The organism is Citrobacter sp. RHBSTW-00881 (assembly GCF_013728515.1).
Lineage (GTDB): Bacteria > Pseudomonadota > Gammaproteobacteria > Enterobacterales > Enterobacteriaceae > Citrobacter > Citrobacter braakii.
On sequence record NZ_CP056269.1, the window covers coordinates 1,625,306 to 1,649,586 of the forward strand.

23 protein-coding genes are annotated in these 24,281 nt (G+C 53.5%); 8 read left to right on the forward strand and 15 right to left on the reverse strand.

Annotation, left to right across the window (positions count from 1 at the left end):
- The 8 genes from arnF to nudI form a co-directional block, all read right to left on the reverse strand.
- A complete protein-coding gene (gene arnF, locus HV311_RS07715; RefSeq protein WP_016153820.1) occupies nt 1-387 on the reverse strand; it encodes a 4-amino-4-deoxy-L-arabinose-phosphoundecaprenol flippase subunit ArnF in 387 nt (128 codons plus the stop codon).
- Nucleotides 387-722, reverse strand: coding sequence for a 4-amino-4-deoxy-L-arabinose-phosphoundecaprenol flippase subunit ArnE (arnE, locus tag HV311_RS07720; protein WP_016153819.1), 336 nt, complete (start codon nt 720-722; stop codon nt 387-389). Before arnE ends, arnF begins: the two co-directional genes overlap by 1 nt.
- On the reverse strand, nt 719-2,377 hold the full coding sequence (gene arnT / locus HV311_RS07725) for a lipid IV(A) 4-amino-4-deoxy-L-arabinosyltransferase (protein WP_131405181.1): 1,659 nt from the start codon (nt 2,375-2,377) through the stop codon (nt 719-721). The genes arnE and arnT overlap by 4 nt, the downstream gene beginning before the upstream one ends.
- The gene (gene arnD, locus HV311_RS07730; protein WP_191220930.1) at nt 2,374-3,276 is read right to left on the reverse strand and encodes a 4-deoxy-4-formamido-L-arabinose-phosphoundecaprenol deformylase; all 903 of its coding nucleotides are present in this window, start codon (nt 3,274-3,276) and stop codon (nt 2,374-2,376) included. The genes arnT and arnD overlap by 4 nt, the downstream gene beginning before the upstream one ends.
- Nucleotides 3,273-5,255, reverse strand: a complete 1,983-nt coding sequence (gene arnA / locus HV311_RS07735; protein ID WP_191220931.1) for a bifunctional UDP-4-amino-4-deoxy-L-arabinose formyltransferase/UDP-glucuronic acid oxidase ArnA — start codon at nt 5,253-5,255, stop codon at nt 3,273-3,275. Before arnA ends, arnD begins: the two co-directional genes overlap by 4 nt.
- Nucleotides 5,252-6,235 (reverse strand): undecaprenyl-phosphate 4-deoxy-4-formamido-L-arabinose transferase, encoded by a 984-nt coding sequence (gene arnC, locus HV311_RS07740; protein WP_191220932.1) that lies wholly within the window; start codon nt 6,233-6,235, stop codon nt 5,252-5,254. The genes arnA and arnC overlap by 4 nt, the downstream gene beginning before the upstream one ends.
- A gap of 2 nt (nt 6,236-6,237) precedes the next feature.
- Nucleotides 6,238-7,377 (reverse strand): UDP-4-amino-4-deoxy-L-arabinose aminotransferase, encoded by a 1,140-nt coding sequence (arnB, locus tag HV311_RS07745; protein WP_109017491.1) that lies wholly within the window; start codon nt 7,375-7,377, stop codon nt 6,238-6,240.
- A gap of 290 nt (nt 7,378-7,667) precedes the next feature.
- The gene (gene nudI / locus HV311_RS07750) at nt 7,668-8,093 is read right to left on the reverse strand and encodes a nucleoside triphosphatase NudI (protein ID WP_016153813.1); all 426 of its coding nucleotides are present in this window, start codon (nt 8,091-8,093) and stop codon (nt 7,668-7,670) included.
- A 318-nt stretch (nt 8,094-8,411) separates the two neighbouring features.
- Here nudI and HV311_RS07755 point away from each other — a divergent pair, with 318 nt between their 5' ends.
- The 6 genes from HV311_RS07755 (at nt 8,412) to yfaU (ending at nt 14,631) form a co-directional block, all read left to right on the forward strand.
- Nucleotides 8,412-8,954 (forward strand): YfaZ family outer membrane protein, encoded by a 543-nt coding sequence (locus HV311_RS07755; protein ID WP_016157029.1) that lies wholly within the window; start codon nt 8,412-8,414, stop codon nt 8,952-8,954.
- A gap of 79 nt (nt 8,955-9,033) precedes the next feature.
- Nucleotides 9,034-10,236: a nicotinamide mononucleotide deamidase-related protein YfaY gene (locus HV311_RS07760; protein ID WP_131405180.1), complete on the forward strand. Its 1,203-nt coding sequence runs from the start codon at nt 9,034-9,036 to the stop codon at nt 10,234-10,236.
- A 218-nt stretch (nt 10,237-10,454) separates the two neighbouring features.
- Nucleotides 10,455-11,237: an IclR family transcriptional regulator gene (locus HV311_RS07765; RefSeq protein WP_016153810.1), complete on the forward strand. Its 783-nt coding sequence runs from the start codon at nt 10,455-10,457 to the stop codon at nt 11,235-11,237.
- 13 nt (nt 11,238-11,250) lie between these two features.
- Nucleotides 11,251-12,456, forward strand: coding sequence for an L-rhamnonate dehydratase (gene rhmD / locus HV311_RS07770; protein ID WP_191220933.1), 1,206 nt, complete (start codon nt 11,251-11,253; stop codon nt 12,454-12,456).
- Nucleotides 12,457-12,512: 56 nt separating this feature from the next.
- Nucleotides 12,513-13,802: an MFS transporter gene (locus HV311_RS07775; protein ID WP_016153808.1), complete on the forward strand. Its 1,290-nt coding sequence runs from the start codon at nt 12,513-12,515 to the stop codon at nt 13,800-13,802.
- Between the two features lie 25 nt (nt 13,803-13,827).
- Entirely contained in the window at nt 13,828-14,631 is an 804-nt protein-coding gene (yfaU, locus tag HV311_RS07780; protein ID WP_191220934.1) for a 2-keto-3-deoxy-L-rhamnonate aldolase, read from the forward strand.
- 235 nt (nt 14,632-14,866) lie between these two features.
- Here yfaU and HV311_RS07785 read toward each other — a convergent pair whose 3' ends face one another.
- The 5 genes from HV311_RS07785 to glpA all read right to left on the reverse strand — a co-directional run bounded on the left by HV311_RS07785 (nt 14,867) and on the right by glpA (nt 19,917).
- On the reverse strand, nt 14,867-15,148 hold the full coding sequence (locus HV311_RS07785) for a helix-turn-helix domain-containing protein (protein WP_191220935.1): 282 nt from the start codon (nt 15,146-15,148) through the stop codon (nt 14,867-14,869).
- Nucleotides 15,129-15,458 (reverse strand): type II toxin-antitoxin system RelE/ParE family toxin, encoded by a 330-nt coding sequence (locus tag HV311_RS07790; protein ID WP_191220936.1) that lies wholly within the window; start codon nt 15,456-15,458, stop codon nt 15,129-15,131. Before HV311_RS07790 ends, HV311_RS07785 begins: the two co-directional genes overlap by 20 nt.
- A gap of 394 nt (nt 15,459-15,852) precedes the next feature.
- Nucleotides 15,853-17,043 carry an anaerobic glycerol-3-phosphate dehydrogenase subunit GlpC gene (glpC, locus tag HV311_RS07795; protein ID WP_137380911.1) on the reverse strand — a complete coding sequence of 397 codons (1,191 nt, stop codon included), beginning with the start codon at nt 17,041-17,043 and terminating at the stop codon, nt 15,853-15,855.
- Entirely contained in the window at nt 17,040-18,299 is a 1,260-nt protein-coding gene (gene glpB, locus HV311_RS07800; RefSeq protein ID WP_046275944.1) for a glycerol-3-phosphate dehydrogenase subunit GlpB, read from the reverse strand. Before glpB ends, glpC begins: the two co-directional genes overlap by 4 nt.
- The gene (glpA, locus tag HV311_RS07805) at nt 18,289-19,917 is read right to left on the reverse strand and encodes an anaerobic glycerol-3-phosphate dehydrogenase subunit A (RefSeq protein WP_191220937.1); all 1,629 of its coding nucleotides are present in this window, start codon (nt 19,915-19,917) and stop codon (nt 18,289-18,291) included. The genes glpB and glpA overlap by 11 nt, the downstream gene beginning before the upstream one ends.
- Nucleotides 19,918-20,187: 270 nt before the next feature.
- On the opposite strand from glpA, the gene glpT reads away from it, so the two are divergent.
- Both glpT and glpQ read left to right on the forward strand, forming a co-directional pair.
- Complete coding sequence (gene glpT / locus HV311_RS07810) at nt 20,188-21,546, forward strand: glycerol-3-phosphate transporter (protein WP_016153802.1); 1,359 nt, start codon at nt 20,188-20,190, stop codon at nt 21,544-21,546.
- A 3-nt stretch (nt 21,547-21,549) separates the two neighbouring features.
- Nucleotides 21,550-22,617 carry a glycerophosphodiester phosphodiesterase gene (gene glpQ / locus HV311_RS07815; RefSeq protein ID WP_047500916.1) on the forward strand — a complete coding sequence of 356 codons (1,068 nt, stop codon included), beginning with the start codon at nt 21,550-21,552 and terminating at the stop codon, nt 22,615-22,617.
- A gap of 172 nt (nt 22,618-22,789) precedes the next feature.
- On the opposite strand, the gene yfaE is transcribed toward glpQ, so the two are convergent.
- On the reverse strand, nt 22,790-23,044 hold the full coding sequence (gene yfaE, locus HV311_RS07820) for a ferredoxin-like diferric-tyrosyl radical cofactor maintenance protein YfaE (RefSeq protein WP_016153800.1): 255 nt from the start codon (nt 23,042-23,044) through the stop codon (nt 22,790-22,792).
- On the reverse strand, nt 23,044-24,174 hold the full coding sequence (gene nrdB / locus HV311_RS07825) for a class Ia ribonucleoside-diphosphate reductase subunit beta (protein ID WP_016153799.1): 1,131 nt from the start codon (nt 24,172-24,174) through the stop codon (nt 23,044-23,046). The genes yfaE and nrdB overlap by 1 nt, the downstream gene beginning before the upstream one ends.
- Between the last annotated feature and the right edge of the window lie 107 nt (nt 24,175-24,281).

Below are 24,281 nucleotides of genomic sequence, written 5' to 3' on the forward strand. Positions count from 1 at the left end.
TCAGGGTTGGCGCTGGTGTGAAGGTAAAAAAATCGTCAGTAGCCCTGCCATGATGCACAGCACTCCGGCGAGCGCTTTCGCTGAAAATATTCCCTGCCAGCCGGGCAGGATCATTGATGCAACCCACACCAGTACATAGCTCAGGCTGAGCAGGGCATACGCTTTGCTCAGTGCGAGCTGGTGCAGCGCTTTATGCCAGCAAATCACTGACAGTAAATACCCTGCCAGTCCGGCATACAGAGCAAATGCGCCGACGCTAAGAGAGAATACGGCGGAAATGAATTGCTGCGGCTGCAGCATTGGCGGCAGATTATCCATCGCAAAGCCGAGACTCAACTGGGCGGCTGAAGTGATAATAACGCTGCATAATCCCCAAAAGATGCCCATTACACCGCGCTCCCAAGAATAAAGATGCCGGTGATGATTAACCCCACACCCAGCCAGTGGCGCGGGGTGACGGGTTCGCGCCAGATTTTCCAGGCAGCCAGAGTCACCCATACAAAATTAAGACTCAGCATGGGGTAGGCGATGCCGACCGGAATGTTCTGCAGCACCGCCAGCCATAGCAGCATGGCCAGACCGAGACTTGCCAGAGCAAGCCCAATCCATAGCGTAATGTGGCGTTTTCGCGCTCGAACGGGAACGGGTCGCGACGCCTGCTTCTGACATAACTGACCGCAGACGCTGAGCAGGCTGGCGAGAACTAAGGCTATCCAGATCATTTCGGCCGATACTGAATCAGGACCAGACGCCCCTGATTATCGATATAGTCAGCGGGAGGGATAGCAAGTCGATTAATATCTTCATCCTTATCGACTGAAAGCACGAGCGTAATGTTTCCTTGCTGACGATGTTGCGCTAACCACTCGGCAAAGTTCCCCCGACCGACAAAACGCCCCTGGGCATCCGGGTAGTTAAGGCCATATTTTAACTCGCCCGTTTGTCCGTACATTATGATGTCGTCACGCTTCAGGCTCCAGGCCAGCCCCGCGGCGACGCCAACGCTGTCGGTGAGAATATAACGGCTCGACTCCAGCGACTCTTTGGTCATCTCGACAAAAAATTGTGGCTGTTTAGATTCCATCACCCGGTCAGGAATGGAGAAGCCAAACAACAGTGCCAGGCCTAATGGACACAGCGCTGCGAACGTCCAGTTCTTCTCGCGGTTATTTAGCGTATACCAGCCAAAGAGCGTCCAGATGATAAAAATGCCCCACGCACAAAACACTTTATACGTTTCGATATGCGACCAGACCGGCGTCTTTAATGGACCCAGTGTAGAAACAATAAACGTGGCGACAATGCCGGTTACACCGAACAGAACGTTGATCCAGCCATTCACGCGCAGCGCGGTTGCACCTTTTTGCGCGGCCTGCAGACCGAAACGCGCCGTCAATATTGCCAGCGGCGCGAAGCAGGAAAGAATATAGGTCGGCAGTTTTCCTTTCGCGATGCTGAAAAACAGAATTGGCATGATAATCCAGCTTAGCAGGTACAGTGCGCTGCGCGGAACATCCCGTTCACGCCAGCCCGTACGCAGCGCACCGGGGAGCAGCCCGAGCCACGGTAATGCGCCAGCCACCAATACCGGAATGTAGTACCAGACGGGGGCCTTATGTTGGGCATCCTCCTGCGCGAAGCGTTGAATATGTTCAACCCAGAAGAAGTAATGCCAGAAATCCGGCTCACGCCGGGCAATCGCTATTCCCCAAGGCAGCACAGTCACGATGCAACCGACTACTGCCAGCAGACCGTAGATAATGAGATCTTTCCAGCGCTTTTGTACGAAAACCCACGGCAGTACGCTGAGTACAGGAATGGCGAGTGCCAGGAAACCCTTGGTCATCACGCCCATGCCGCAGGTTAACCCTAACAGCAGAAAGGCGGTAATTTTGCGCATTCTGCTGGTGGCTTGCATCCCCTCCCAAAAGCAGCACATGCCCGCCATTAGCCAGAGCGCAATGATGGGATCAAGTACCGCGTAGGTGCCGATGCTGTAAACCGAAAAAAACGTTAAGAAGATAACCGAAGAGAGTACGGCGGTGCGCTTATCCCGCCACAACCGCATGGCAAGCCAGGCTACCATAAGCGCCGTCAGCAAAGTGGCAAAAATGGCTCCTGCTCTGACGCCAAAATTATTGGCGCCAAACAGCCATTGCCCGATGCTGTTTAACCAGTATCCGGCAATCGGTTTTTCAAAATACCGCAGCCCTAAAAAGTGCGGAACGATCCCGTCGCCAGAGGTCAGCATTTCCCGACTGATTTCGGCATAGCGCGTTTCATCAGGCTGCCACAGCAGGCGACTGTTGATGGGGAGAATAAAATACAGCGCAATAAAAGCGATAAATGCCAGGGTGTAGCGGACAGTATGTTTCATCTTGTCACACTCACTGGTTGTTGGCGGCCGACCCATCCCTCTCTGCCGGATATTTTGCCACGCACGATCTGCCCTGTTGGCAGCGAACTAACATCGTCCGGTAACAGGTCGCCGAGCGGGCAAAATGTTATCCCCATGTCTGCGGCGCGAGTAAGCAGCTCGTCAAAATTCTGCTGAAAGGCGATGCCTTCAACTTCCGCATGAATGGTATACACCGGTGTTCCTCTGCTCATCTGGATGTGGGAGAGAATGTAAGCGTTGAAGTCCACCGCCTGGACTTCCTGACCAACCACTTCATCCCAGGTGGGTAGCGTGACGGGAATTTGCGGCGTACCTGTTTTTCCGGACGTCAGCACCGGACGGAATAACGACGTTCCCCGACAGTCGCTGTTATAACGCAGATGGAACGTTTCTTTGGCGTGGACGACGCGATCGTCGGCACGCCATCCGGCAACGGCAGAGCAGGTGACGGGTTGTCCGATAAGAGTTTCAAGGGCCGTGATGCCTCGTGAAATATCATCAATCAGCTGTTTATCATTCCAGTTTCCGCTTCGCGCCTGCCAGGCATGGTGATCCCAGGCATGCAGACCGGTTTCATGAATCAGGGCGGTTTGCGCAATGATCGCCGCGTTGGCCTGGCCGATCTCTTTTCCCGGCCAGGCGGTTCCCGCCAGCAATATATCCCATCCGTAAAGTGATGCGGCGTTTGAGCGCAGCATCTTCCACAGAAATTGTGGTTTCACAAGACGCCAGAGGTGGCGTCCCATGTTGTCCGGTCCAACGCTAAAGAAAAAACTTGCCCGCACGTTATGTCGGTTCAATGTCTCCAGCAGGCGGGGCACGCCTTCGCGCGTCCCCCTGAAAGTATCGACATCTATGCGCAAGCCGACTTGGGTCATGATGTGTGTTCCGTGATATTCACACTGCGTAAGAAGAAGTCCAGCGTCTCTTCTACCGTTTCCTGCATCTCAATGGTGGGCTCCCAGTTCAGGCAGCGTTTCGCATTGCGGATGTTGGGCTTACGATGTTCAACGTCTTGATAACCTTTACCATAGTAGCTGCTGCTTTCGACGTCACGGAAACCGGCAAACGGCGGGAAGTGGCTACGCAATGGATGTTTTTCAAAGCAGGTAAGCAGCATTTCTGCCAGTTCCTGAATACTCGCTTCGTTCTGCGGATTACCGATGTTGATAATCTCACCGTCGCAGCGTCCGCCTTCGTTTTCAATGATGCGGTACAGGGCTTCGATACCATCCCGAATGTCGGTAAAGCAGCGTTTTTGCTTGCCGCCTTCAATCAGCTTAATCGGTGAACCTTCCACCAGATTGAGGATCAGTTGGGTAATGGCGCGTGAGCTGCCGATACGCGCGGCGTTAAGGCTGTCCAGACGCGGTCCCATCCAGTTAAACGGCCGGAACAGGGTGAAGCGCAATCCCTCTTTTTCGCCGTACGCCCAGATTACGCGGTCCAACAACTGCTTGGAAACGGAGTAGATCCAGCGTGGTTTATTCACCGGACCGACGATCAGATTCGAGCTGTCCTCATCGAAGACTTTGTCGGTACACATGCCGTAGACTTCGGACGTTGACGGGAAAATGATGCGCTTACGGTATTTCACGCAGTAGCGAATGATTTTCAGGTTCTCTTCAAAATCGAGCTCAAATACGCGCAGCGGGTTGCGGGTATATTCGATTGGCGTTGCGATCGCCACCAGCGGCAGCACGACGTCGCATTTTTTAACATGGTATTCAATCCATTCGGAGTGAATACTGATGTCGCCTTCGACGAAGTGGAATCGCGGATGCTGCAGAAAACGTCCAATGGCGTCACTGCCAATATCGAGCCCATACACTTCGTAATGATCTTCTTGCAGCAGGCGTTCGGTCAGATGATTACCAATGAAGCCATTAACGCCGAGGATCAGCACGCGTGTACGACGTTTAGTGGTGGTAACTGATTGACTGTTCAGGCGGGAGCCTGGAACCAGGCCCAAAACCTGAGCCAGTTGCGAGCCTTGCATTGCAATACCATCGCCAGCTTGTCCGGTAATAATTTCCAGGGCGCCATCGCCACAGGCGATCAGCAAAGGAGAAACGGAGATGACGGTACCCGGTTGGGTCGCTGAGTCATTGACGCAAACGCGCGATGACCAGACGGTGAACTTTTGTGTACCGACATAGCTAAATGCGCCCGGCCACGGATCGCTGACGGCGCGGACCTGGTTATGCAACTCTACGGCAGGTGTGTTCCAGTCGAGGAAGCTATCTTCCGGTGTACGGCGACCAAAACAGGTAGCATCTGCTTCTTGTTGGGGGCGTTCTGCATAATCCCCGGTTTTAATCGCGGGCAGTGCCTGTTCCAGCAGGTGACGCGCAGCCTGGCACAATTTATGGTGCAGCGTTAGCGCCACGTCATCCGGCGAAATAGCGACGCGCTGCTGGGCAATAATGGCGCCAGCATCCGCGCGTTTGACCATGCGGTGAAGCGTGACGCCGGTTTCGGTTTCGCCATTGACCAATACCCAGTTCAGCGGCGCGCGACCACGGTATTTCGGCAGCAACGAACCATGCAGATTAAAAGCCCCGGCAGGCGCAAGACTGAGGATCTCATCACTCAGTAAATGACGATAGTAGAACGAGAAGATAACATCCGGCGCCAGTTGGCTAATGCGTTCAATCCACAAGGGATGATTGATCTCGTCCGGGGCGTAAACCGGAATTCCGGCGCTGGCGGCAAGGCGGGAAACCGAACCAAAAAATGCTTTTTCGCCCGGATTATCAGTGTGCGTAAAAATGGCAGCGATTTCATAACCGGCATCCAACAAAGCCTGGACACCCTGACATCCCATATCGTGATAGGCAAATACGATGGCTTTCATGCGCGGTTTTCCTCGGTTGGCTGCGTGGTTTGTGGGCGGATAACGTGTTGAACAAAATAGCGGGGGCGGGCGCGGACATCGTTATAGATGCGACCGATATATTCGCCGAGTAAACCCATGCCAATAAACTGTGCGCCGATAAAGGTAAACAGGACGGCAAACAGCATGAATACCCCTTCCGCGGCCCACTGTGGACCGAGCGTCAGACGCAGAACCACAAGCAGGATAGACAAGATAAAGCCAGTGGCGGCGATTACGCTGCCCAACAGGCTCAACATACGAAGTGGCGTTGTGGTCAGACAGGTCACCAGGTCATACATCAGGTTGATCAGACGCATAAAGCTGTATTTGGAGTCACCAAATTCACGCTCTGCATGGTGTACCGGGATTTCCGTAGCGCGCCGGGCAAAAATGTTGGCCAGAATCGGGATAAAGGTGCTGCGCTCCTGGCAATGCAGCATGGCATCGACGATATGGCGGCGATAAGCGCGTAACATGCAACCGTAGTCGCCCATCGCTTTACCGGTGGTGCGCTGAATCAGATGGTTAATCATTCGCGATGCGGTCTTACGAAATACGCTGTCCTGACGGTTCTGACGTACCGTGCCGACCACATCGAAGCCTTCATCTGCGGTGGCGACCAGCCGTGGGATCTCCTCCGGCGGGTTTTGCAAATCGGCATCCAGTGTGATGATCACGTCGCCGGTGACATGACTGAAACCGGCCATAATCGCCGAGTGTTGCCCGTAATTGCGATTCAATAAAATAGAAACAATATGGCTGTTCGGTGCCTGGGAAGCGTCCATCATCAGCTGTGCGGAATGGTCGCTGCTGCCGTCATCAATTAGCAAAATTTCATAGTCTTTGCCCAATTTTTCGCAGGCAGCGCTGGTACGTCTGATTAACTCTGGCAAGCTTTCCTGTTCATTAAAAACGGGAATGACCACCGAGATTTTTTTGATCGGTGCTGCTTCAAACATGGTTATTGTCCTGCAATCTCGCGAAGTGCCGTAATTACCCGCTGGGTGTCATCGGCGGTCATGTCGGGGAATAACGGCAGTGAGCAAATGCGCGCGCTATTCCATTCTGTATTGGGGAGCGAAAGGGTAGTGAAGCGTTCGCGGTAATATTTTTGCGTATGGGCCGCACGAAAATGCAGACCGGTGCCGATATTTTTGGCCTTTAACGCCTCCATTAAGGCATCTCTGCTCAGACCGCAGCGGGCTTCGTCAACGCGAATGATGAACAGGTGCCAGGCGTGAACGTGCGCCCACTGGGGCAGACTCAGTGGTTGAAATGGCGTATCGGCCAGCGCCTGTTGATACTCGCAGGCAATTTGCGCCCGGCGTGAGTTCAGGTGTTCCAGTTTATTTAGTTGTACCAACGCAATGGCGGCGTTGATATCCGTGAGGTTGTACTTGTACCCTGGCGCAAGAACTTCGGCCTGCGGCGCCCGGCCATAGGTTTGTCGATCAAAGGCATCAACGCCCAGACCGTGAAACTTCAGGCTGCGAAGCCGTTGGGCAAGCTGGCTGTCGTCGGTAACGATCAACCCGCCTTCGGCGCAGGTAATATTTTTGATGGCATGAAATGAGAATATTGCCGTGCCGCGCGCGCCGACATGACGACCTTTATACAACGTCCCTACGGCGTGGGCCGCATCTTCTATAATCGGAATGCCATAGCGTTCGCCAATGGCATAAATCGCGTCCAGGTCGGCGGGGGCGCCTGCGTAATGTACCGGAATAATGGCTTTGGTTCGCGGGGTGATGGCGGCCTCAATTTGCTCCGGTGTGACCATGAGCGTATCGCGGTCGACGTCGATCATGACTGGCGTCGCACCCAACAGGACAATCATGTTGAGGGTAGAAACCCACGTCATTGACGGTGTGATGACCTCATCGCCTGCACCGATGTCCAGCGCCATCAGTGTGATGTGCATTCCTGCCGTAGCGGAGCAGACGGCGACGGCGTGTTGATTTCCCGTGAGCTGGCAGAAGGCTTCTTCCAGCTGTTGATTTTTCGGGCCGGTGGTTATCCATCCAGAGTCCAGAACCGTCTTCACAGCAGCAAGTTCTTCAGCCCCCATTGCCGGGCGAGAGAAAGGCAAAAAGTCAGACATCATTATTCCTTCAAGCCATTTAACGCCACCGACGTTTTATTTTTAGTGATAAACAGGGGCGTCGTTAATTATTTCATCAGGCTTCAAAGGGTAATGACGGAAGGTTAATTTATCCTTAAGAGTTTAAGGTTTGGGAAAGAGAGAGGAATAGCGTGTTTTTTATTTATCTTAATGAAAAAAAGATCATGTAGGTTCTTGAGTGTTTGGGCGACATTGCTGTTATCTGCAGACTGATGAGCGCAATGCCGCTATTAAGAATGCTAATTATATGCCGTTATTAAAATGATAATTTACAGCAACCCTTTCAAGGTTAACGTTTTACGCGTGGCGATATTTAAATCGTAGGAGCCGAGATCTTCCGCTTTAACCCAGGCGAATGCCTGGAATTCTTCATTAATCTTCACTTCACGATTAGCCGCCACACAATCGAAGATGAGATAAATCATATAAATCTCTTCCTGACTGCCATCGGCGTATGTTTTGGTGCGAACATCGTCACTGAAGGTCCATGGCGTAATATCTGATAACACCAGTTGTTCGCCCAGCTCTTCTCTTACTTCACGGCGCAAAGCTTCTTCAATACGTTCACCCGGTTCAACGCCGCCGCCAGAAAGCGCCCACTGACCGGGGAACACACCGCGGTCGTCAGCCATTTTGCACAGTAAATAACAGCCATCGTTTTGAATTAATGGGCAAACAATTGTTCTTTGGCGCATAAGTCGAATCCTTGTAGGGGGAGGTATAGAAAATTCCATCGTGCACGCATCTTACCTTTTGCTGGCGGTAGAAAAAACGCTTCATCGACGAATAACGCCGCTTTGGCAGGGAAAACAGGATGTTTGTAGAAAATGGCGTTCTGCTGCCATCAGTGGCGTAATTGCTACAAGAATTTAACCTTATCTAAATCTTGTGAGTAGTATTTGCTTACAATATGTTATTGCATCGCTTTTTTAGTGCATTGATTCCTCGTGATCTGACAGTACAATTCACCGGTTTTGGGGCTATGTTTTGATTCTTGCTGGAAAGGATAGAAAATGAAAAAAAGTTTAATGTTGGGTTTTGCCGGAATGCTGTTTGTTTCCGCGTCGGCGAGCGCGATTAGCATCAGCGGCCAGGCTGGCGAAGACTACACCAACCTGAGTTTCGGTATGGGTACTGAGACCACCGGTCTGGCCGTCAGCGGTAACTGGATGCATAACGATGACGACGGCGATGCGGCCGGTCTGGGACTGGGTCTGAATATTCCTCTCGGTCCGCTGCTGGCAACGGTCGGTGGGAAAGGCATTTATACTAACCCGAATGATGGTGACGAGGGTTACGCGGCGGCGGTCGGTGGCGGTTTGCAGTGGCCGATTGGCGACAGCCTCCGCCTGTTTGGCGAGTATTATTACTCTCCCGATTCTCTTTCCAGCGGTATCGACAGCTATGAAGAAGCGAATGCAGGTGCGCGTCTGACCATTATGCGTCCGCTGAGCATTGAAGCCGGTTATCGCTACCTGAACCTGGCAGGCAAAGACGGTAACCGCGATAACGCGATTGCTGACGGCCCGTACGTTGGGGTTAACGCGAGTTTCTGATTTTTCCGGCGCGGCGTTCAGTCGCGCCTTCCCCCCTCCATGCGTTATAGTGTTTTCATCATAAAAGCAGGAGAACACGATGTTAAACGTGGAGATGCTATCCACCGGGGATGAAGTGTTGCACGGACAAATCGTCGACACGAATGCCGCCTGGCTGGCCGATTTTTTCTTTAATCAGGGGTTACCGCTAACCCGTCGCAACACGGTAGGTGACAATCTTGATGATTTGGTCGCCGTTTTGCGTGAGCGTAGCGAACATGCCGATGTACTGATCGTTAACGGCGGTCTGGGACCAACCAGCGATGACTTGAGCGCGCTGGCGGCGGCCACGGCAAAAGGTGAAGGGCTGGTGCTGCATGAAGCATGGCTCGCCGAGATGACGCGTTATTTCCGCGATCGTGGACGCGTGATGGCACCGAGTAACCGCAAACAGGCTGAGCTACCTGCCAGCGCGGAATTCATCAATAATCCGGTAGGAACCGCGTGTGGGTTTGCCCTGAAGCTTAACCGCTGCCTGATGTTCTTTACCCCGGGAGTGCCATCAGAATTTAAAGTCATGGTTGAGCATGAGATCCTGCCGCGTTTGCGTGAGCGTTTTTCGCTGTCTCAACCCCCGCTATGCCTGCGATTAACCACCTTTGGTCGTTCTGAAAGCGAGCTGGCGCAGAGCCTGGATCCGCTGCAATTGCCTCCGGGAGTGACAATGGGCTACCGCTCGTCAATGCCGATTATCGAACTGAAGCTGACCGGGCCGGATTCCCAACGGGAAGCGATGCTGGCGCTGTGGCCAGAAGTTAAGCGGGTTGCCGGGCAGAATATGATTTTCGAAGGTACGGAAGGTTTACCCGCGCAAATCGCCCGCACGTTGCAGGAACGGCAATACAGCCTGACGCTAAGCGAACAATTCACCGGCGGTCTGGTGGCGCTGCAGCTTTCGCGCGTGAATGCTCCGCTGTTGGCGAGCGAAGTGGTTCCGCCCCAGGAAGAAACGCTGGCGCAAACGGCACACTGGATAACCGAACGACGCGGCAACCATTATGCCGGGCTGGCGTTGGCGGTATCGGCTTTCGAAAACGAACATATTAACTTTGCGCTGGCAACGCCTGATGGAACGCATGCCTTACGCGTACGGCTGAACGCTAATCGTTATAGTTTGTCGGTGCGTCAGGAAGTGTGTGCAATGATGGCGCTCAATATGCTGCGCCGTTGGCTCAACGGGCAGGATATTGCCAGCGAACACGGTTGGATAGAAGTGGTTGAATCCCTGACGCTGCCTTCCTGACTTGCACTCTCTCACGCGCTTGTTATGGGAAGGCATACTGGCCTTCCCGTTATCAGTCCAACCTGTTGTACTCTCTGTAAAAAAATCCGTGCGTTAGTTCACAATTATGCTCGTTTTTTCTCCAGCCAGCTGGAAGAACGAGAGGATTTGATGCGCTTCACAATTTTAACCCCCTTAACCTACCACACTGATTCCAGTATCTCAGACTGGAGTCCAGTATGTTGGAATCAAGCAAAGTTCCCGCGCTCACCAGGGCGATCGAAATACTCAATCTCATTGCGCGTATCGGCCCATGTAGCGCCGCCACCATCATAGAGGCGCTGGGTATTCCAAAAAGCACCGCGTACCTGTTACTTAACGAACTGAAGCGTCAGCGCTTTATCAGCATTGATCATCAGGAAAATTACTGCCTGTGGACCAAGCTGGTTGAGTTGTCCGGGCATGCGCTGAGCAAGATGGATTTACGTGAACTGGCGCGTCCACGGCTGACACAGCTGATGGATGAGACAGGGTTACTTTGCCATCTCGGGATCATCGACCACGAAAGCGCGTATTACATTCTGAAAGTGGAATCGTCATCCACTATCAGCGTGCGCTCCCACGAAGGGAAAAGTCTTTCGCTCTATCGCTCGGGTATCGGCAAATGCCTGCTGGCCTGGCAACCGGCAGCCGCACGAAAAGCCATTATTGAACAGCTGATATGGGAACAGGCAACGCCGACCACTATCACCAGGCCACAGCAGTTGAATGACGAGCTGGAGCGTATTCGACAGCGTGGATGGAGCTTTGATAATGGCGAAGATTATCCCGATGTTCGCTGCGTCGCAGCGCCTGTTTTTAACGCTAACAATGAACTGACCGCCGCGATTTCAGTTGTCGGCACTCGTCTGCAAATTAACGAAGAGAACCGTGATTATCTGGCCGGTAAAGCGATTGCCTGCGCCAGGGATATTTCACGCCTGTTGGGATGGAAAAGTCCCTTCGACTCACTCGCTTCATAAAAAGGAGAACACCATGACCCTACCTAAAATTAAACACGTTCGTGCCTGGTTTACCGGTGGTGCTACGGCGGATAAAGGCGCTGGCGGCGGCGACTATCACGATCAGGGCGCTAACCACTGGATTGACGATCATATCGCCACGCCAATGAGCAAATATCGTGAATATGATCAATCGCGCCAGTCCTTTGGCATCAACGTATTAGGAACACTGATTGTTGAAGTGGAAGCTGAAAACGGACAGACCGGTTTTGCTGTTTCCACGGCAGGGGAGATGGGGTGCTTTATTGTGGAAAAGCATCTCAATCGTTTTATTGAAGGGAAATGCGTCAGTGATATCAAACTCATTCACGACCAGATGCTGGGCGCAACGATGTACTACTCCGGCTCCGGCGGTCTGGTGATGAACACCATCTCGTGCGTGGATCTGGCGCTGTGGGATCTGTTTGGCAAGGTGGTGGGTTTACCGGTCTACAAACTATTGGGTGGCGCGGTACGCGACGAAATTCAATTCTACGCGACCGGAGCGCGCCCTGATCTGGCGAAAGAAATGGGCTTTATTGGCGGCAAAATGCCGACCCACTGGGGGCCGCACGACGGGGATGCAGGGATCCGCAAAGATGCGGCAATGGTAGCCGACATGCGTGAGAAATGCGGTCCGGATTTCTGGTTGATGCTCGATTGCTGGATGAGTCAGGACGTGAACTATGCCACCAAACTGGCCCATGCCTGCGCACCGTCCAACCTGAAGTGGGTCGAAGAGTGTCTGCCGCCGCAGCAGTATGAAGGTTATCGCGAGCTGAAACGTAACGCCCCGGCGGGGATGATGGTCACCAGCGGTGAACACCACGGGACGCTGCAGTCCTTCCGCACACTCTCAGAAACCGGCATCGATATCATGCAGCCGGATGTGGGCTGGTGCGGTGGGTCAACCACGCTGGTGGAAATTGCCGCTATTGCTAAATCGCGCGGACAGCTGGTGGTGCCGCATGGTTCCTCGGTTTACTCGCACCATGCGGTGATCACGTTCACCAATACCCCGTTCAGCGAGTTTTTGATGACCAGCCCGGATTGTTCAACGATGCGTCCACAGTTTGATCCGATCCTTCTGGACGAACCGGTACCCGTCAATGGCCGCATTCATAAGTCGGTGCTCGACAAACCAGGATTTGGCGTCGAGCTTAACCGCGACTGCAATCTGAAGCGCCCTTATAGCCACTAATGACCAGTGCGTTGCCAATGCCACGGCAACGCCCTCATTTCTTTGAGGATCTTGCTATGAGTACCACGTTACTTGATGGTGTAGTGAAGAAAAACCGCGCCCGTTTGATTCCCTTTATGCTGGCGCTGTATGTGCTGGCGTTTCTTGACCGCTCGAACATCGGTTTTGCCAAAGAGACCTATCAGATTGATACCGGTCTGAGCAACGAAGCTTATGCGTTGGGCGCGGGGATTTTCTTTGTGGTTTACGCCTTTCTGGGGGTTCCTGCCAACCTGTTGATGCGTAAATTTGGTGCCAGAACCTGGATTGGTACCACCACGTTGCTGTGGGGATTCCTCTCTGCGGCGATGGCATGGGCGGATACTGAATCGAAATTCCTGATTATCCGTACTCTGCTGGGGGCGGCAGAGGCGGGCTTCTTCCCCGGTATGATCTACCTGACGTCCCAGTGGTTCCCCCAGCGTAACCGCGCCAGCATCATGGGGCTGTTCTACATGGGGGCGCCGCTGGCGTTAACCCTGGGATCGCCGCTTTCCGGTGCGCTGTTGGAGATGCACGGCTTTATGGGGCATCCAGGGTGGTTCTGGATGTTCGTTATCGAAGGTTTACTGGCGGTAGGCGCGGGTATTTTCACCTTCTTCTGGCTGGATGATACCCCGCAGCAGGCGCGTTTCCTGAGCGCGGAGGAAAAGGCGGTGCTCATTAGCCAGTTGACAAGTGAAGAGGAGAAAAAGGTCACTTCGCGCCTGTCGGATGCGCTGCGTAATGGCCGTGTCTGGCAACTGGCGATTATCTATCTGACGATCCAGGTGGCGGTGTATGGCCTGATCTTCTTCCTGCCAACTCAGGTTGCTGCGTTGTTAGGGACAAAAGTGGGCTTTACGGCTTCGGTCGTGGCGGCAATTCCGTGGGTGGCGGCGCTGTTTGGTACCTGGCTTATTCCCCGCTACTCCGATCGCACTGGCGACCGGCGTAATGTTGCCGCGCTGACGCTGCTGGCGGCAGGAATCGGCATTGGCCTTTCCGGGCTGGTTTCACCGGTACTGGCGATTGTGGCGCTCTGCGTCGCGGCGGTCGGTTTCATTGCGGTACAGCCAGTGTTCTGGACGATGCCAACGCAACTTCTTTCCGGGACGGCTCTGGCTGCGGGGATCGGCTTCGTCAACCTGTTTGGTGCCGTCGGCGGCTTTATTGCTCCCATTCTGCGCGTCAAAGCCGAAACGGTGTTTGCCAGCGATGCGGCGGGCCTGCTGGTCCTCGCGGGCGTCGCGATTATTGGCTCGCTAATCATCTTTACGCTGAGTGTGAATCGTTCAGTTTCACAAGCAGGCGCTGCGCATCATTAATCTTATCTACGTTGTAAGGATCGTTATGAACGCATTGTTATCAAATCCCTTCAAAGAAGGATTACGCAAAGGGGAAGTCCAGGTCGGCCTGTGGCTTAGTTCGACCACCTCTTACATGGCGGAGATTGCCGCGACGTCGGGCTATGACTGGCTGCTGATTGATGGAGAACACGCGCCGAACACGGTGCAGGATCTTTACCATCAGTTGCAGGCGATTGCGCCTTATGCCAGCCAGCCTGTGGTTCGCCCGGTGGAGGGCAGTAAAGCGTTGATCAAGCAGGTGCTGGATATTGGCGCGCAGACGCTGCTTGTCCCGATGGTCGACAGCGCAGAGCAGGCGCTTCAGGTGGTTTCCGCGACTCGTTATCCACCGCTCGGCGAGCGTGGTGTCGGCGCCAGCGTGGCACGGGCGGCGCGCTGGGGGCGTATCGACAATTATATGGCCCAGGCTAATGAATCACTCTGCCTGCTGGTACAGGTCGAAAGCAAAGCGGCACTGGATAATCTGGATGCCATTCTGGACGTTGACGGTATTGACGGTGTCTTTATTGGTCCGGCGGATCTTTCTGCGTCGTTAGGCTACCCGGATAATGCCGGACACCCGGAGGTGCAGCGGATCATTGAGCAAAGCATTCGCCGTATTCGCGCAGCCGGAAAAGCAGCCGGTTTCCTCGCTGTTGACCCAGCAATGGCGCAGAAATGTCTGCAATGGGGAGCAAATTTTGTCGCGGTAGGCGTGGATACCATGCTTTATACCGAAGCGCTGGATCGCAGGCTGGCAATGTTTAAGCCAGACCAGGGTACGCAAACGTTGAAAATCAGTTATTAATATCGGGCCCGGTGGTGTAGCGCCATCGGGCCTGAAATAGCTCCTAATGGTGATGCTCTGTCACGTCGTCAGATACCATCGTGATATCCACCAGCGGAAACTGATATGAAGTTGACAGATGAAGCTTGAGTTCCCGTGCGCCGTCTGATTTTGATTAACTCACATAATATTCTTACCACGAAATATGCACAGAGATGATTTTCTCCAACAGACCGGCTCCGGAGTAGCGGGTTAATCAATACAGGGCGATGACTGGTTTTTTGATGCCGCAGGCGTAGGCGTAGCGAGTCAATGTATCAATACTGGCTTTGGTAATGTTATTTTCAAGGCGGGAAATAACCGGAGGCGTCACCCCCATACGTTCGGCAACCTGGGCTTTCGTCAGGTTGTTATGCCTCCGCCATTCTGCAAGCAGTTCTCTAAGCATCTCTTTACGTTCTTCTTCCCGCCATGCAGCACGAAACTCATCATTCTGCATCCATTCGTTATGCAGTTCTTTATGGCTTACCAGTTTCATTAAGCACCTCCGCTAACCGATTTTTGGCGAGTTCGATTTCTTTTGCTGACGTTTTCTGTGATTTCTTGATGAAAACGCGGAGCATGATGATAGTGTTGCCTTTATGGTATAGCCAGATACCTCTGGCTATATCAGTACCCATCGTGCGGATCTCAAAAAATCCATCGCCAAGGGGTTTCGTATCCGGCTCCCGCAACAACTGGGCGTTATGTTCCAGCTTACCAATGAGCCGGTCAAACTTAACCCGAATTTTTACGGGTAATGCAGTTGCTTCTGCCCTGGCCTCAGGGTGATAAACAACGCTAAACATATGGCTGCCCACTCCAAATAAATGTTAGCTCATAGGCTAATTCATAACCATTCAAAATTAACCTGAAGGCTAATTTATTTGACGATTGCCGCAGCAATCTGGTTACAGCCTGTCAGTATTGGTTTTGTGTGCTTCACATAATTATTCTCAGGATAAGAAACCATCTTTTAAAAACCGCATCGTACGGTGTTGATGTTGCTGATTTAGCCATGGTAGTCCGTCACCAGAGGGAGAAGATGGTGTGACGATACCTACGAATGACGCGGGGTGCATTTGAGGAATTGATTTTTTGCGTGGAGGAGTCAGAGGTAAATACGTCCGGTTGCAACGTATTCAGTTATGTACAACGGCATTCGCAAAAATGCCCGGTAGCCAACGCCACCGGGCAACAGAATTAACCTAACGCTTTGGCAAGCAGGGTGATGGGGTGTTCGCAGCGCTTACTGGTAGACATCTCAATCTGCCATTTACAGGTTTCGCAGTCGGTGACGACGATATCAGCGCCGCTGTCTTCAATCTGGCGGAATAGCGGTGCGCCGATGGACTGCGATGTCGGGTAGTTTTCCTTTTTAAAGCCGTATGTCCCGGCAATCCCGCAACATTGCGAGTCCAGCACCGATAGCTCCAGCCCTGGAATTTGTCGTAGCAGTTCCAGCGTGTAGAGCGTCCAGCCCATTTTCTCCATGTGGCATGGCGTGTGGTAGACCACTTTCAGTGGCAGCGTTTTCAGCGGCAGCGTTTTGCCTTCATCCAGCTTGCGCCACAGCCAGCGGGTTGCCAGTTCAATGTGTTCGCGTAGACCTGAGTTGTCGACGTCCAGCACCTCCGGATATTCATCACGCAGTGCAAAGGTGCAGGTTGATGAGGTGGCGATCACCGGAATGCCTTTGCCGTCAATTGCTTCTCTGAGGGAGGCCACGTTGCTCACCGCCTGCTTACGCGCTTTATCGGTAAAACCGTTGGCAATCAGCGGTACGCCGCAGCATTTCTCTTTGCTCAGCAGTTGCACCCCGGTTCCCATCGCATTCAACACTTTGATCAGGTCTTTGCCGAGCTGCGGATGGTTGTAATTCACAAAACAGCCGTGGAAAAAGGCAACCTGATCCTGATATTGCGCTTGCTGAGCGGCAACGCTGCGATACCAGCGGCGGAAGGTGCCGAAAGAGTACTTCGGCAACGTACGGCGATGGTCGATTTTTAGCGCGTAATCCAGCAGCTGACGCACCGGTTTGAGTGAGGTGGCGGTATTCACTATCGGGGCGAACGGTGTGGACACGCTACCCATCAAATCGGTATGGCTTAAGACAAAGTTACGCAGCGACGGACGCGTTGTGTCGTATTTGGCGCGCGCGCGTTGGATGATATCGCCAATCTTCACATCTGACGGACAGGCTACTTCGCAACGCTTACAGTTGATGCAGTATTTCAGCGCATCGTCATATAACGCGCCATCTTTCAGGCGCAGACGCTCACCGTCCGGTCCGGCCTGTTTAGGACCAGGGTAGTTCGGATTGACGCGACTTACCGGGCAGGCCGTGGTGCACACCGTGCATTTGATACAACTTTCAAAACGTGTGTCGCTCATTGCTGGCCTCCTGCACGTTTCGCAATATGATGTGCGGCGTGTAAGGCGCTAACAGCGCACACGCCGCCTCCGCAACCCTGGGCGATAGGGTCGAATCCGCCGAGAACGGAACCGATGGCATACATGTTCTCTATCGTTTGTCCCGCCAGCGACGGGCGCAGCCCGGCATCGGTCGTAACGCCAAACTGCTGCCACGGTTGTGGGTCGAAGACGTCACGCTCATACCACTCGGCGCGCGTGGCGGTTTGCTGTACATCCAGCCCCAGGATAGGTTCGTAGATGGCCTCACGCGTGGCGACCAGCCCGCTGCTGAAGAAGCTGCCGCTGGCGAGCACGGCGAAACGTGGCCGCAAAGGAATATCGGCATGATTACGGGTCCAGATTTCGCTGACTACGCCATCCTGACAGGTGATTTTCTTCACTTCATCACCCGGCATCCAGACGCCGCCCTGGCGCACAAACTGGCGCTGCAATTTGTTATGCAAACGCATACCCAGTACCGAAGGCGGTAGGGTCGGTAACAGCGTCAGCGAGCAGGGGAGACGCTCGTTAAGCCATTGCCAGAGTTGTTCATCCGCCAGACCGAAGCAGGCCGGCATAATTATCATGTCGCAGGTTTTTGCTACTGGCAGTAAAGCGTCATAGAGCAGCGACCATTTATCTTCGTTATCCAGCAGGCGCGCAATATTGACGGCGCGAAACTCGGTCGGGTTATCACGCAGGACATCCAGCTCAGGCAGATCGATTTCTGCCGTCTCGACGCTGAGATTGCGTTGACGCAGTGACGCCGCGGCGAGATGTGCCTGAAAATCCAGTAAACCGCTAATACCTACAACGCAGATACGCTGCGCGGACAGCGGCCAGACCGGAACTTCCGGGGAACTTAACCAGGTTGAGCGTAGCGTTCCCAGCGGGGTGATGCGTTGATGTGACTGATGTACCTTGCCTTGCAAATGCGTTCCGCATTCTTCGAGAAGATTTTGCGCCTGCTGGGCCAGCTCCAGGACGTTGTGCGTTCCGATGGTGCTGTACGGGTGCGCGGGTGCCTGAGTGCGCAGCGCATTCAGGCCTGCTTCTATATCCGTCACCGGTTGGCCATCGGGTAAGTTGCTGAGCAAATCCAGTGAGCCGGAGGAGAAATGCAGGGCGCTTTGGCCGCGAGTGACAATCGTGCAGCGTAAACCGCTTTTTTGCAGTTGCAGGCCGCACAGTAGTCCGGCCAGGCCGCCGCCGATAATGACGGTATCAAATTTCATCCTGGTGCTCCTTTTCCAGACCGCACAATCCCTGATAGACCCAGCGTGTGAATTCGCTTTCGCGCAGCGCATCTCCCCAGGCGATAGGCTGCACGCCTTTCCAGCGTTCATTGAGGAAATCGGAAAGCTGGGTAATAGATTGCGCGGCGGTGGTGACATTAAAACGTTGCAGCAAACCTGCGGCGCGGCAGGCACACAATTCGCCCTGGCAGGTCCCCATTCCAACACGGGTACGGCGACGCAAATCCACCAGGCTGTTGACGGTCAAATTCTCGACGGCGTACTGCACTTCACCTGCAGTGACCGCTTCGCATTCACAGACCAGGCTGCGGTGCTGACGACCTTCGCTAAGCCACGCAGGGGTGCGATCGCCGTGACGGTAGACCGCTGAGCCGCGCAGTGGCGCGGGCAACGAGATCACGCGTTTGAGCGTATGCTCGGTCGATTCTTGTGAGCCAGGCAGCGCCGTGTCTGCCGTTGTGCAAGGTTGGGTATTGCCCAGCTTACGGCAAACGGCATCGGTGGCCCACTCTGCCATCAGGCGGTAGGTCATCAATTTGCCGCCAGTAATGGTGATAAACCCGTCCAGTCCGTCACGCTGGGCGTGATCGAACAGTACAATCCCACGACTGACGTTACGGCCACTTGGATCGTCGTCGCTGGCTACCAGAGGACGCACGCCGGAGTAGGCGCGTAAAATGCGCGTTTTCGCCATAATCGGCGCCAGTTTTTCGCCTTCACGCAGCAGTATATCGACCTCTTCTGCGGTGACGCGGTTGCTGTCGATATCATCGTAATCAATGTGCTGTGAGGTGGTGCCAATCAGCGAAATGGTATCACCGGGCACTAGGATATCGGCGTCAGACGGCTTACGACAGCGGTTGATGACATGCTGGTTAATGCGGTGATCCATAATCAGCAGCGAACCTTTGGCCGGGAACATACGGATGCTCAGATCGGCATATTCCGCAATGCGCTGGCCCCAGATCCCGGCGGCGTTGACGACTACCGGCGCATGCAGAGACTGCATCTCACCCGTCAGATGATTGCGTACGTTCACGCCGCAAACCGTTGCCCCTTCACGAATCAGTCCCGTCACTTCATGCGCCGTTAAAATTACTGCGCCATGCTCACGCGCATCCAGCATGTTGGCGGCGGTTAAGCGGAAAGGATCAACCGTGCCGTCCGGCACTTTTACCGCGCCAATCAGCTGTGGGTTGACGGAAGGTTCGATAATGCGCGCCTGCTTAGGGTCAATTGCTTCTGCGCGAATACCGGCCTCTTCACAGGCGCGAATAAAGGTTGCCTGGAAGGAGAGTTCATCTTCCGGCAGGGTAATAAACAGACCGTCCGTCGGCTCAACGCAATGACGGGCGATACGTTTGAGAATTTGGTTTTCGCTGATGCACTCCCGGGCAGATTCAGCGTCGGTGACGGCGTAGCGTGCACCGCTGTGCAGCAGACCGTGGTTACGTCCGGTCGCCCCTGTGGCGATATCGTGGCGTTCCACTAAGATGACGCGCAACCCGCGCAGCGCACAATCGCGTGCGATCCCTGCACCTGTTGCTCCTCCACCAATGATAATCACGTCACTTGTTTGCGAGTCGCGAATTTTCATTGTTTTTCCTCACAGTTCGTTTTTTATCATTTAGCCACATAAAAAACATGGATTGTTTGATTTCGCGCATAATCGCTCATTATTCGAAAATGAAACGTGATTTCGTGCGCCTTTATGAACATTTGTCATAAATCTGTAACAATATGTGCAGCGTTTCACATTTTTGTTATGTATCTTTCCTTAACATCGCGGCCACACTGGGAGCGGTAGGGTAGTAATGACGAACTGCAGTGTTTACTTCGAATGAAAGACGGCCACGGAGGCTACACTATGTTGAGCATTTTTAAACCAGCGTCACACACGGCGCGTTTGCCTGCAGCGGAGATCGACCCGACATATCGTCGATTACGTTGGCAGATCTTTCTGGGGATTTTCTTTGGCTATGCCGCGTACTATCTGGTACGTAAGAACTTTGCCCTTGCGATGCCGTATCTGGTTGAGCAAGGTTTCTCGCGTGGCGATCTGGGTTTTGCGTTATCCGGTATCTCCATTGCTTACGGATTTTCGAAATTCATCATGGGGTCCGTTTCGGATCGCTCGAATCCGCGCGTTTTCCTGCCAGCGGGTCTGATTCTGGCCGCCGCTGTCATGTTGTTCATGGGCTTTGTGCCGTGGGCGACTTCGAGCATTGCGGTTATGTTTGTGCTGCTGTTCCTCTGCGGATGGTTCCAGGGAATGGGTTGGCCGCCGTGTGGTCGTACCATGGTGCACTGGTGGTCGCAGAAAGAGCGTGGGGGCATTGTTTCCGTCTGGAACTGTGCGCACAACGTGGGCGGTGGTCTGCCTCCTCTGTTGTTCCTGCTGGGTATGGCCTGGTTCAATGACTGGAAAGCGGCGCTGTACATGCCTGCTTTCGGTGCGATCGTCGTCGCGCTGTTTGCTTTTGCTCTGATGCGTGATACGCCGCAGTCTTGTGGCCTGCCGCCTATCGAAGAGTACAAGAACGACTACCCGGACGATTACAACGAGAAAGCGGAAGAAGAGCTGACTGCGAAGCAGATCTTCATGCAATACGTACTGCCGAACAAACTGTTGTGGTACATCGCTATCGCCAACGTGTTTGTTTATCTGCTGCGTTACGGCATCCTGGACTGGTCCCCGACCTATCTGAAAGAAGTGAAACATTTCGCGCTGGATAAATCATCCTGGGCCTACTTCCTGTATGAATATGCGGGTATTCCGGGCACGCTGCTGTGCGGCTGGATGTCGGATAAAGTCTTCCGTGGCAACCGTGGTGCGACCGGCGTGTTCTTTATGACGCTGGTGACTATCGCGACTATCGTCTACTGGATGAACCCGGCAGGCAACCCGAACGTGGATATGGCTTGTATGATCATCATCGGCTTCCTGATCTACGGTCCGGTAATGTTGATTGGTCTGCATGCGCTGGAACTGGCACCGAAAAAAGCGGCGGGTACGGCGGCTGGCTTTACCGGTCTGTTCGGTTATCTCGGCGGTTCCGTAGCGGCGAGCGCCATTGTTGGCTATACCGTTGACTTCTTCGGTTGGGACGGCGGCTTTATGGTGATGATTGGCGGTAGCGTGCTGGCGGTTATTCTGCTGGTGGTCGTCATGATTGGCGAAAAACGCCATCACGAAGAGATCGCACTGAAGCGTAACGGGGGCTAATAGATGAAAACCACATTGAAAAGTCTCAGCGTGGCGCTAATGCTGACAGGTATTGTGGTGAGCAGCGCGGCGGTTGCCGCAGAAAAAATCGTGATTGCGCACCGTGGCGCCAGCGGTTATCTACCGGAGCATACGCTGCCAGCAAAAGCGATGGCTTATGCTCAGGGGGCTGATTACCTGGAACAGGATTTGGTGATGACCAAGGACGACCATCTGGTTGTCCTGCATGACCACTACCTTGACCGCGTCACCGATGTTGCCGAGCGTTTCCCGGATCGTGCGCGTAAAGATGGGCGCTATTACGCTATCGACTTTACGCTGGATGAGATTAAATCGCTGAAATTTACCGAAGGCTTTGATATCGAAAATGGCAAAAAGGTCCAGACCTACCCAGGGCGTTTCCCGATGGGTAAATCTGATTTCCGTGTGCACACTTTCGAAGAAGAGATTGAGTTTGTTCAGGGATTAAATCATTCAACCGGTAAAAACATTGGCATTTACCCGGAAATGAAAGCGCCGTGGTTCCATCATCAGGAAGGGAAGGACATTGCGGCTAAGACGCTGGAAGTACTGAAAAAGTACGGGTACACCGACAAGAACGACAAGGTTTATCTACAGTGTTTTGATGTCGCAGAGTTAAAGCGCATTAAGAATGAACTGGAACCGAAGATGGGGATGGATCTCAATCTGGTACAGTTGATTGCGTACACTGACTGGAATGAAACTCAGGAGAAAAAGCCGGACGGTAGTTGGGTTAATTACAACTACGACTGGATGTTTAAACCGGGTGCCATGAAGCAGGTTGCGCAGTATGCGGACGGCATTGGGCCGGACTATCACATGCTGATTGATGAGAAGTCGAAGAAAGGCAATATCTCGTTAACGGGTATGGTACAGGACGCGCATCAGAATAAGATGGTGGTGCATCCTTATACCGTTCGTGCCGATCAGCTGCCGGATTACACCACTGATGTAAACCAGCTGTATGACATTCTGTATAGCAAGGCGGGCGTTGACGGGCTGTTCACCGACTTCCCCGACAAAGCAGTGACATTCCTGAATAAAGAGTAATGGCACAAGGTCTGTGATGCACCTCCGGTCACAGGCCTGGTTGGATCAAACGTTATTAACGGCTAGATAAGGCCGTCTGCCGTCAACGTGGCCATACCTGCCTCCAGGAGAAATAAAGAGCTGCCGTCCATCGGCGGCTCTTTTTTAGTCGTAATTTTTATCCCGCCACGCGTTACAGCTCTATTTCAATATCGCCTTTTGCCCGACAGCAGCAGGGTAAAATTTCACCTGGCTGAATGAAGGCCAGAGGTTCGGCAATCCAGTCGACCTGTCCCGCTACCAGACGGGTACGGCAGGAGCCGCAATAACCTGCGCGGCACTGGTATTCAACTTCAACATTGTGCGATTCAAGCGCGGCAAGCAGGGAAGGGTGTTCATCCTGGCACAGCAGTTGTGTGCCAGAGATGCGCAGAGTAACGCGGCCCATCAGAGCTGGAAGTTACTCAGGTCGTCGGTATCGACTTCCGAATCGATCTGGCCAACCAGGTAAGAGCTGACTTCCACTTCCTGCGGCGCAACCTGCACGTTATCAGACACCAGCCAGGTGTTGATCCATGGGATTGGGTTAGAGCGGGTCTGGAACGGCAAGTCGAGTCCGACAGCCTGCATACGGATGTTGGTGATGTACTCAACGTACTGGCACAGAATGTCTTTATTCAGGCCAATCATTGAGCCGTCACGGAACAGATAATCCGCCCACTCTTTTTCCTGCAGCGCGGCCTGTACGAACAGGTCGTAGCATTCTTGTTTACACTCTTCGGCGATTTCCGCCATTTCCGGATCGTCCACGCCGCTGCGCAGCAGATTCAGCATATGCTGGGTCCCGGTCAAATGCAGGGCTTCATCGCGGGCGATCAGGCGAATAATTTTCGCGTTGCCTTCCATCAGTTCACGTTCGGCGAAGGCGAAGGAGCAGGCGAAGCTGACGTAGAAGCGGATCGCTTCCAGCGCGTTCACGCTCATCAGGCACAGATACAGCTTCTTCTTCAGTTCACGCAGGCTTACGACAACCGTTTTACCGTTAACGGTATGCGTGCCTTCGCCCAGCAAATGCCAGTAGCTGGTCATCTCAATCAATTCGTCGTAATAGCTGGAAATGCCTTCCGCGCGTTTCTGGATCTGCTCGTTGGTGACGATGTCATCAAACACCACCGCCGGATCGTTCACGATGTTACGAATGATGTGGGTGTAGGAACGGGAGTGGATCGTTTCTGAAAACGCCCATGTTTCCACCCAGGTTTCCAGCTCAGGGATCGAGATTAACGGCAGCAGCGCCACGTTCGGGCTACGTCCCTGAATGGAGTCCAACAGCGTTTGATACTTCAGGTTGCTGATGAAGATATGCTTTTCATGTTCCGGCAGCGCCTGGAAGTCGATGCGATCGCGAGAAACATCAACTTCTTCCGGACGCCAGAAGAAAGAGAGCTGCTTTTCGATCAGTTTTTCGAAGATGTCATATTTTTGCTGATCGTAGCGGGCGACGTTCACCGGCTGGCCGAAGAACATCGGTTCCAGAAGTTGGTTATTTTTCGTCTGTGAAAAAGTGGTGTATGCCATTGATGTGAATCCTTTGTGGGATGAGTGCCGGATGGCGTTACAAGCACCCTTTCCGGCCTACAAACCAAGCTACTGTAGGCCGGGTGAGCCTGGTGCCACCCGGCATC

Excerpts from the sequence above, each read along its gene's own strand:
- HV311_RS07790 (WP_191220936.1), bottom strand. The coding sequence starts at position 15,458 with ATGTTTAGCGTTGTTTATCACCCTGAGGCCAGGGCAGAAGCAACTGCA.
- yfaU (WP_191220934.1), top strand. The coding sequence starts at position 13,828 with ATGAACGCATTGTTATCAAATCCCTTCAAAGAAGGATTACGCAAAGGG.
- HV311_RS07760 (WP_131405180.1), top strand. The coding sequence starts at position 9,034 with ATGTTAAACGTGGAGATGCTATCCACCGGGGATGAAGTGTTGCACGGA.
- nudI (WP_016153813.1), bottom strand. The coding sequence starts at position 8,093 with ATGCGCCAAAGAACAATTGTTTGCCCATTAATTCAAAACGATGGCTGT.
- arnT (WP_131405181.1), bottom strand. The coding sequence starts at position 2,377 with ATGAAACATACTGTCCGCTACACCCTGGCATTTATCGCTTTTATTGCG.
- nrdB (WP_016153799.1), bottom strand. The coding sequence starts at position 24,174 with ATGGCATACACCACTTTTTCACAGACGAAAAATAACCAACTTCTGGAA.
- glpQ (WP_047500916.1), top strand. The coding sequence starts at position 21,550 with ATGAAAACCACATTGAAAAGTCTCAGCGTGGCGCTAATGCTGACAGGT.
- arnB (WP_109017491.1), bottom strand. The coding sequence starts at position 7,377 with ATGTCTGACTTTTTGCCTTTCTCTCGCCCGGCAATGGGGGCTGAAGAA.
- HV311_RS07755 (WP_016157029.1), top strand. The coding sequence starts at position 8,412 with ATGAAAAAAAGTTTAATGTTGGGTTTTGCCGGAATGCTGTTTGTTTCC.
- arnF (WP_016153820.1), bottom strand. The coding sequence starts at position 387 with ATGGGCATCTTTTGGGGATTATGCAGCGTTATTATCACTTCAGCCGCC.
- glpT (WP_016153802.1), top strand. The coding sequence starts at position 20,188 with ATGTTGAGCATTTTTAAACCAGCGTCACACACGGCGCGTTTGCCTGCA.
- arnE (WP_016153819.1), bottom strand. The coding sequence starts at position 722 with ATGATCTGGATAGCCTTAGTTCTCGCCAGCCTGCTCAGCGTCTGCGGT.
- HV311_RS07765 (WP_016153810.1), top strand. The coding sequence starts at position 10,455 with ATGTTGGAATCAAGCAAAGTTCCCGCGCTCACCAGGGCGATCGAAATA.
- HV311_RS07785 (WP_191220935.1), bottom strand. The coding sequence starts at position 15,148 with ATGAAACTGGTAAGCCATAAAGAACTGCATAACGAATGGATGCAGAAT.
- glpA (WP_191220937.1), bottom strand. The coding sequence starts at position 19,917 with ATGAAAATTCGCGACTCGCAAACAAGTGACGTGATTATCATTGGTGGA.
- yfaE (WP_016153800.1), bottom strand. The coding sequence starts at position 23,044 with ATGGGCCGCGTTACTCTGCGCATCTCTGGCACACAACTGCTGTGCCAG.
- glpC (WP_137380911.1), bottom strand. The coding sequence starts at position 17,043 with ATGAGCGACACACGTTTTGAAAGTTGTATCAAATGCACGGTGTGCACC.
- HV311_RS07775 (WP_016153808.1), top strand. The coding sequence starts at position 12,513 with ATGAGTACCACGTTACTTGATGGTGTAGTGAAGAAAAACCGCGCCCGT.
- arnD (WP_191220930.1), bottom strand. The coding sequence starts at position 3,276 with ATGACCCAAGTCGGCTTGCGCATAGATGTCGATACTTTCAGGGGGACG.
- arnC (WP_191220932.1), bottom strand. The coding sequence starts at position 6,235 with ATGTTTGAAGCAGCACCGATCAAAAAAATCTCGGTGGTCATTCCCGTT.
- arnA (WP_191220931.1), bottom strand. The coding sequence starts at position 5,255 with ATGAAAGCCATCGTATTTGCCTATCACGATATGGGATGTCAGGGTGTC.
- glpB (WP_046275944.1), bottom strand. The coding sequence starts at position 18,299 with ATGAAATTTGATACCGTCATTATCGGCGGCGGCCTGGCCGGACTACTG.
- rhmD (WP_191220933.1), top strand. The coding sequence starts at position 11,251 with ATGACCCTACCTAAAATTAAACACGTTCGTGCCTGGTTTACCGGTGGT.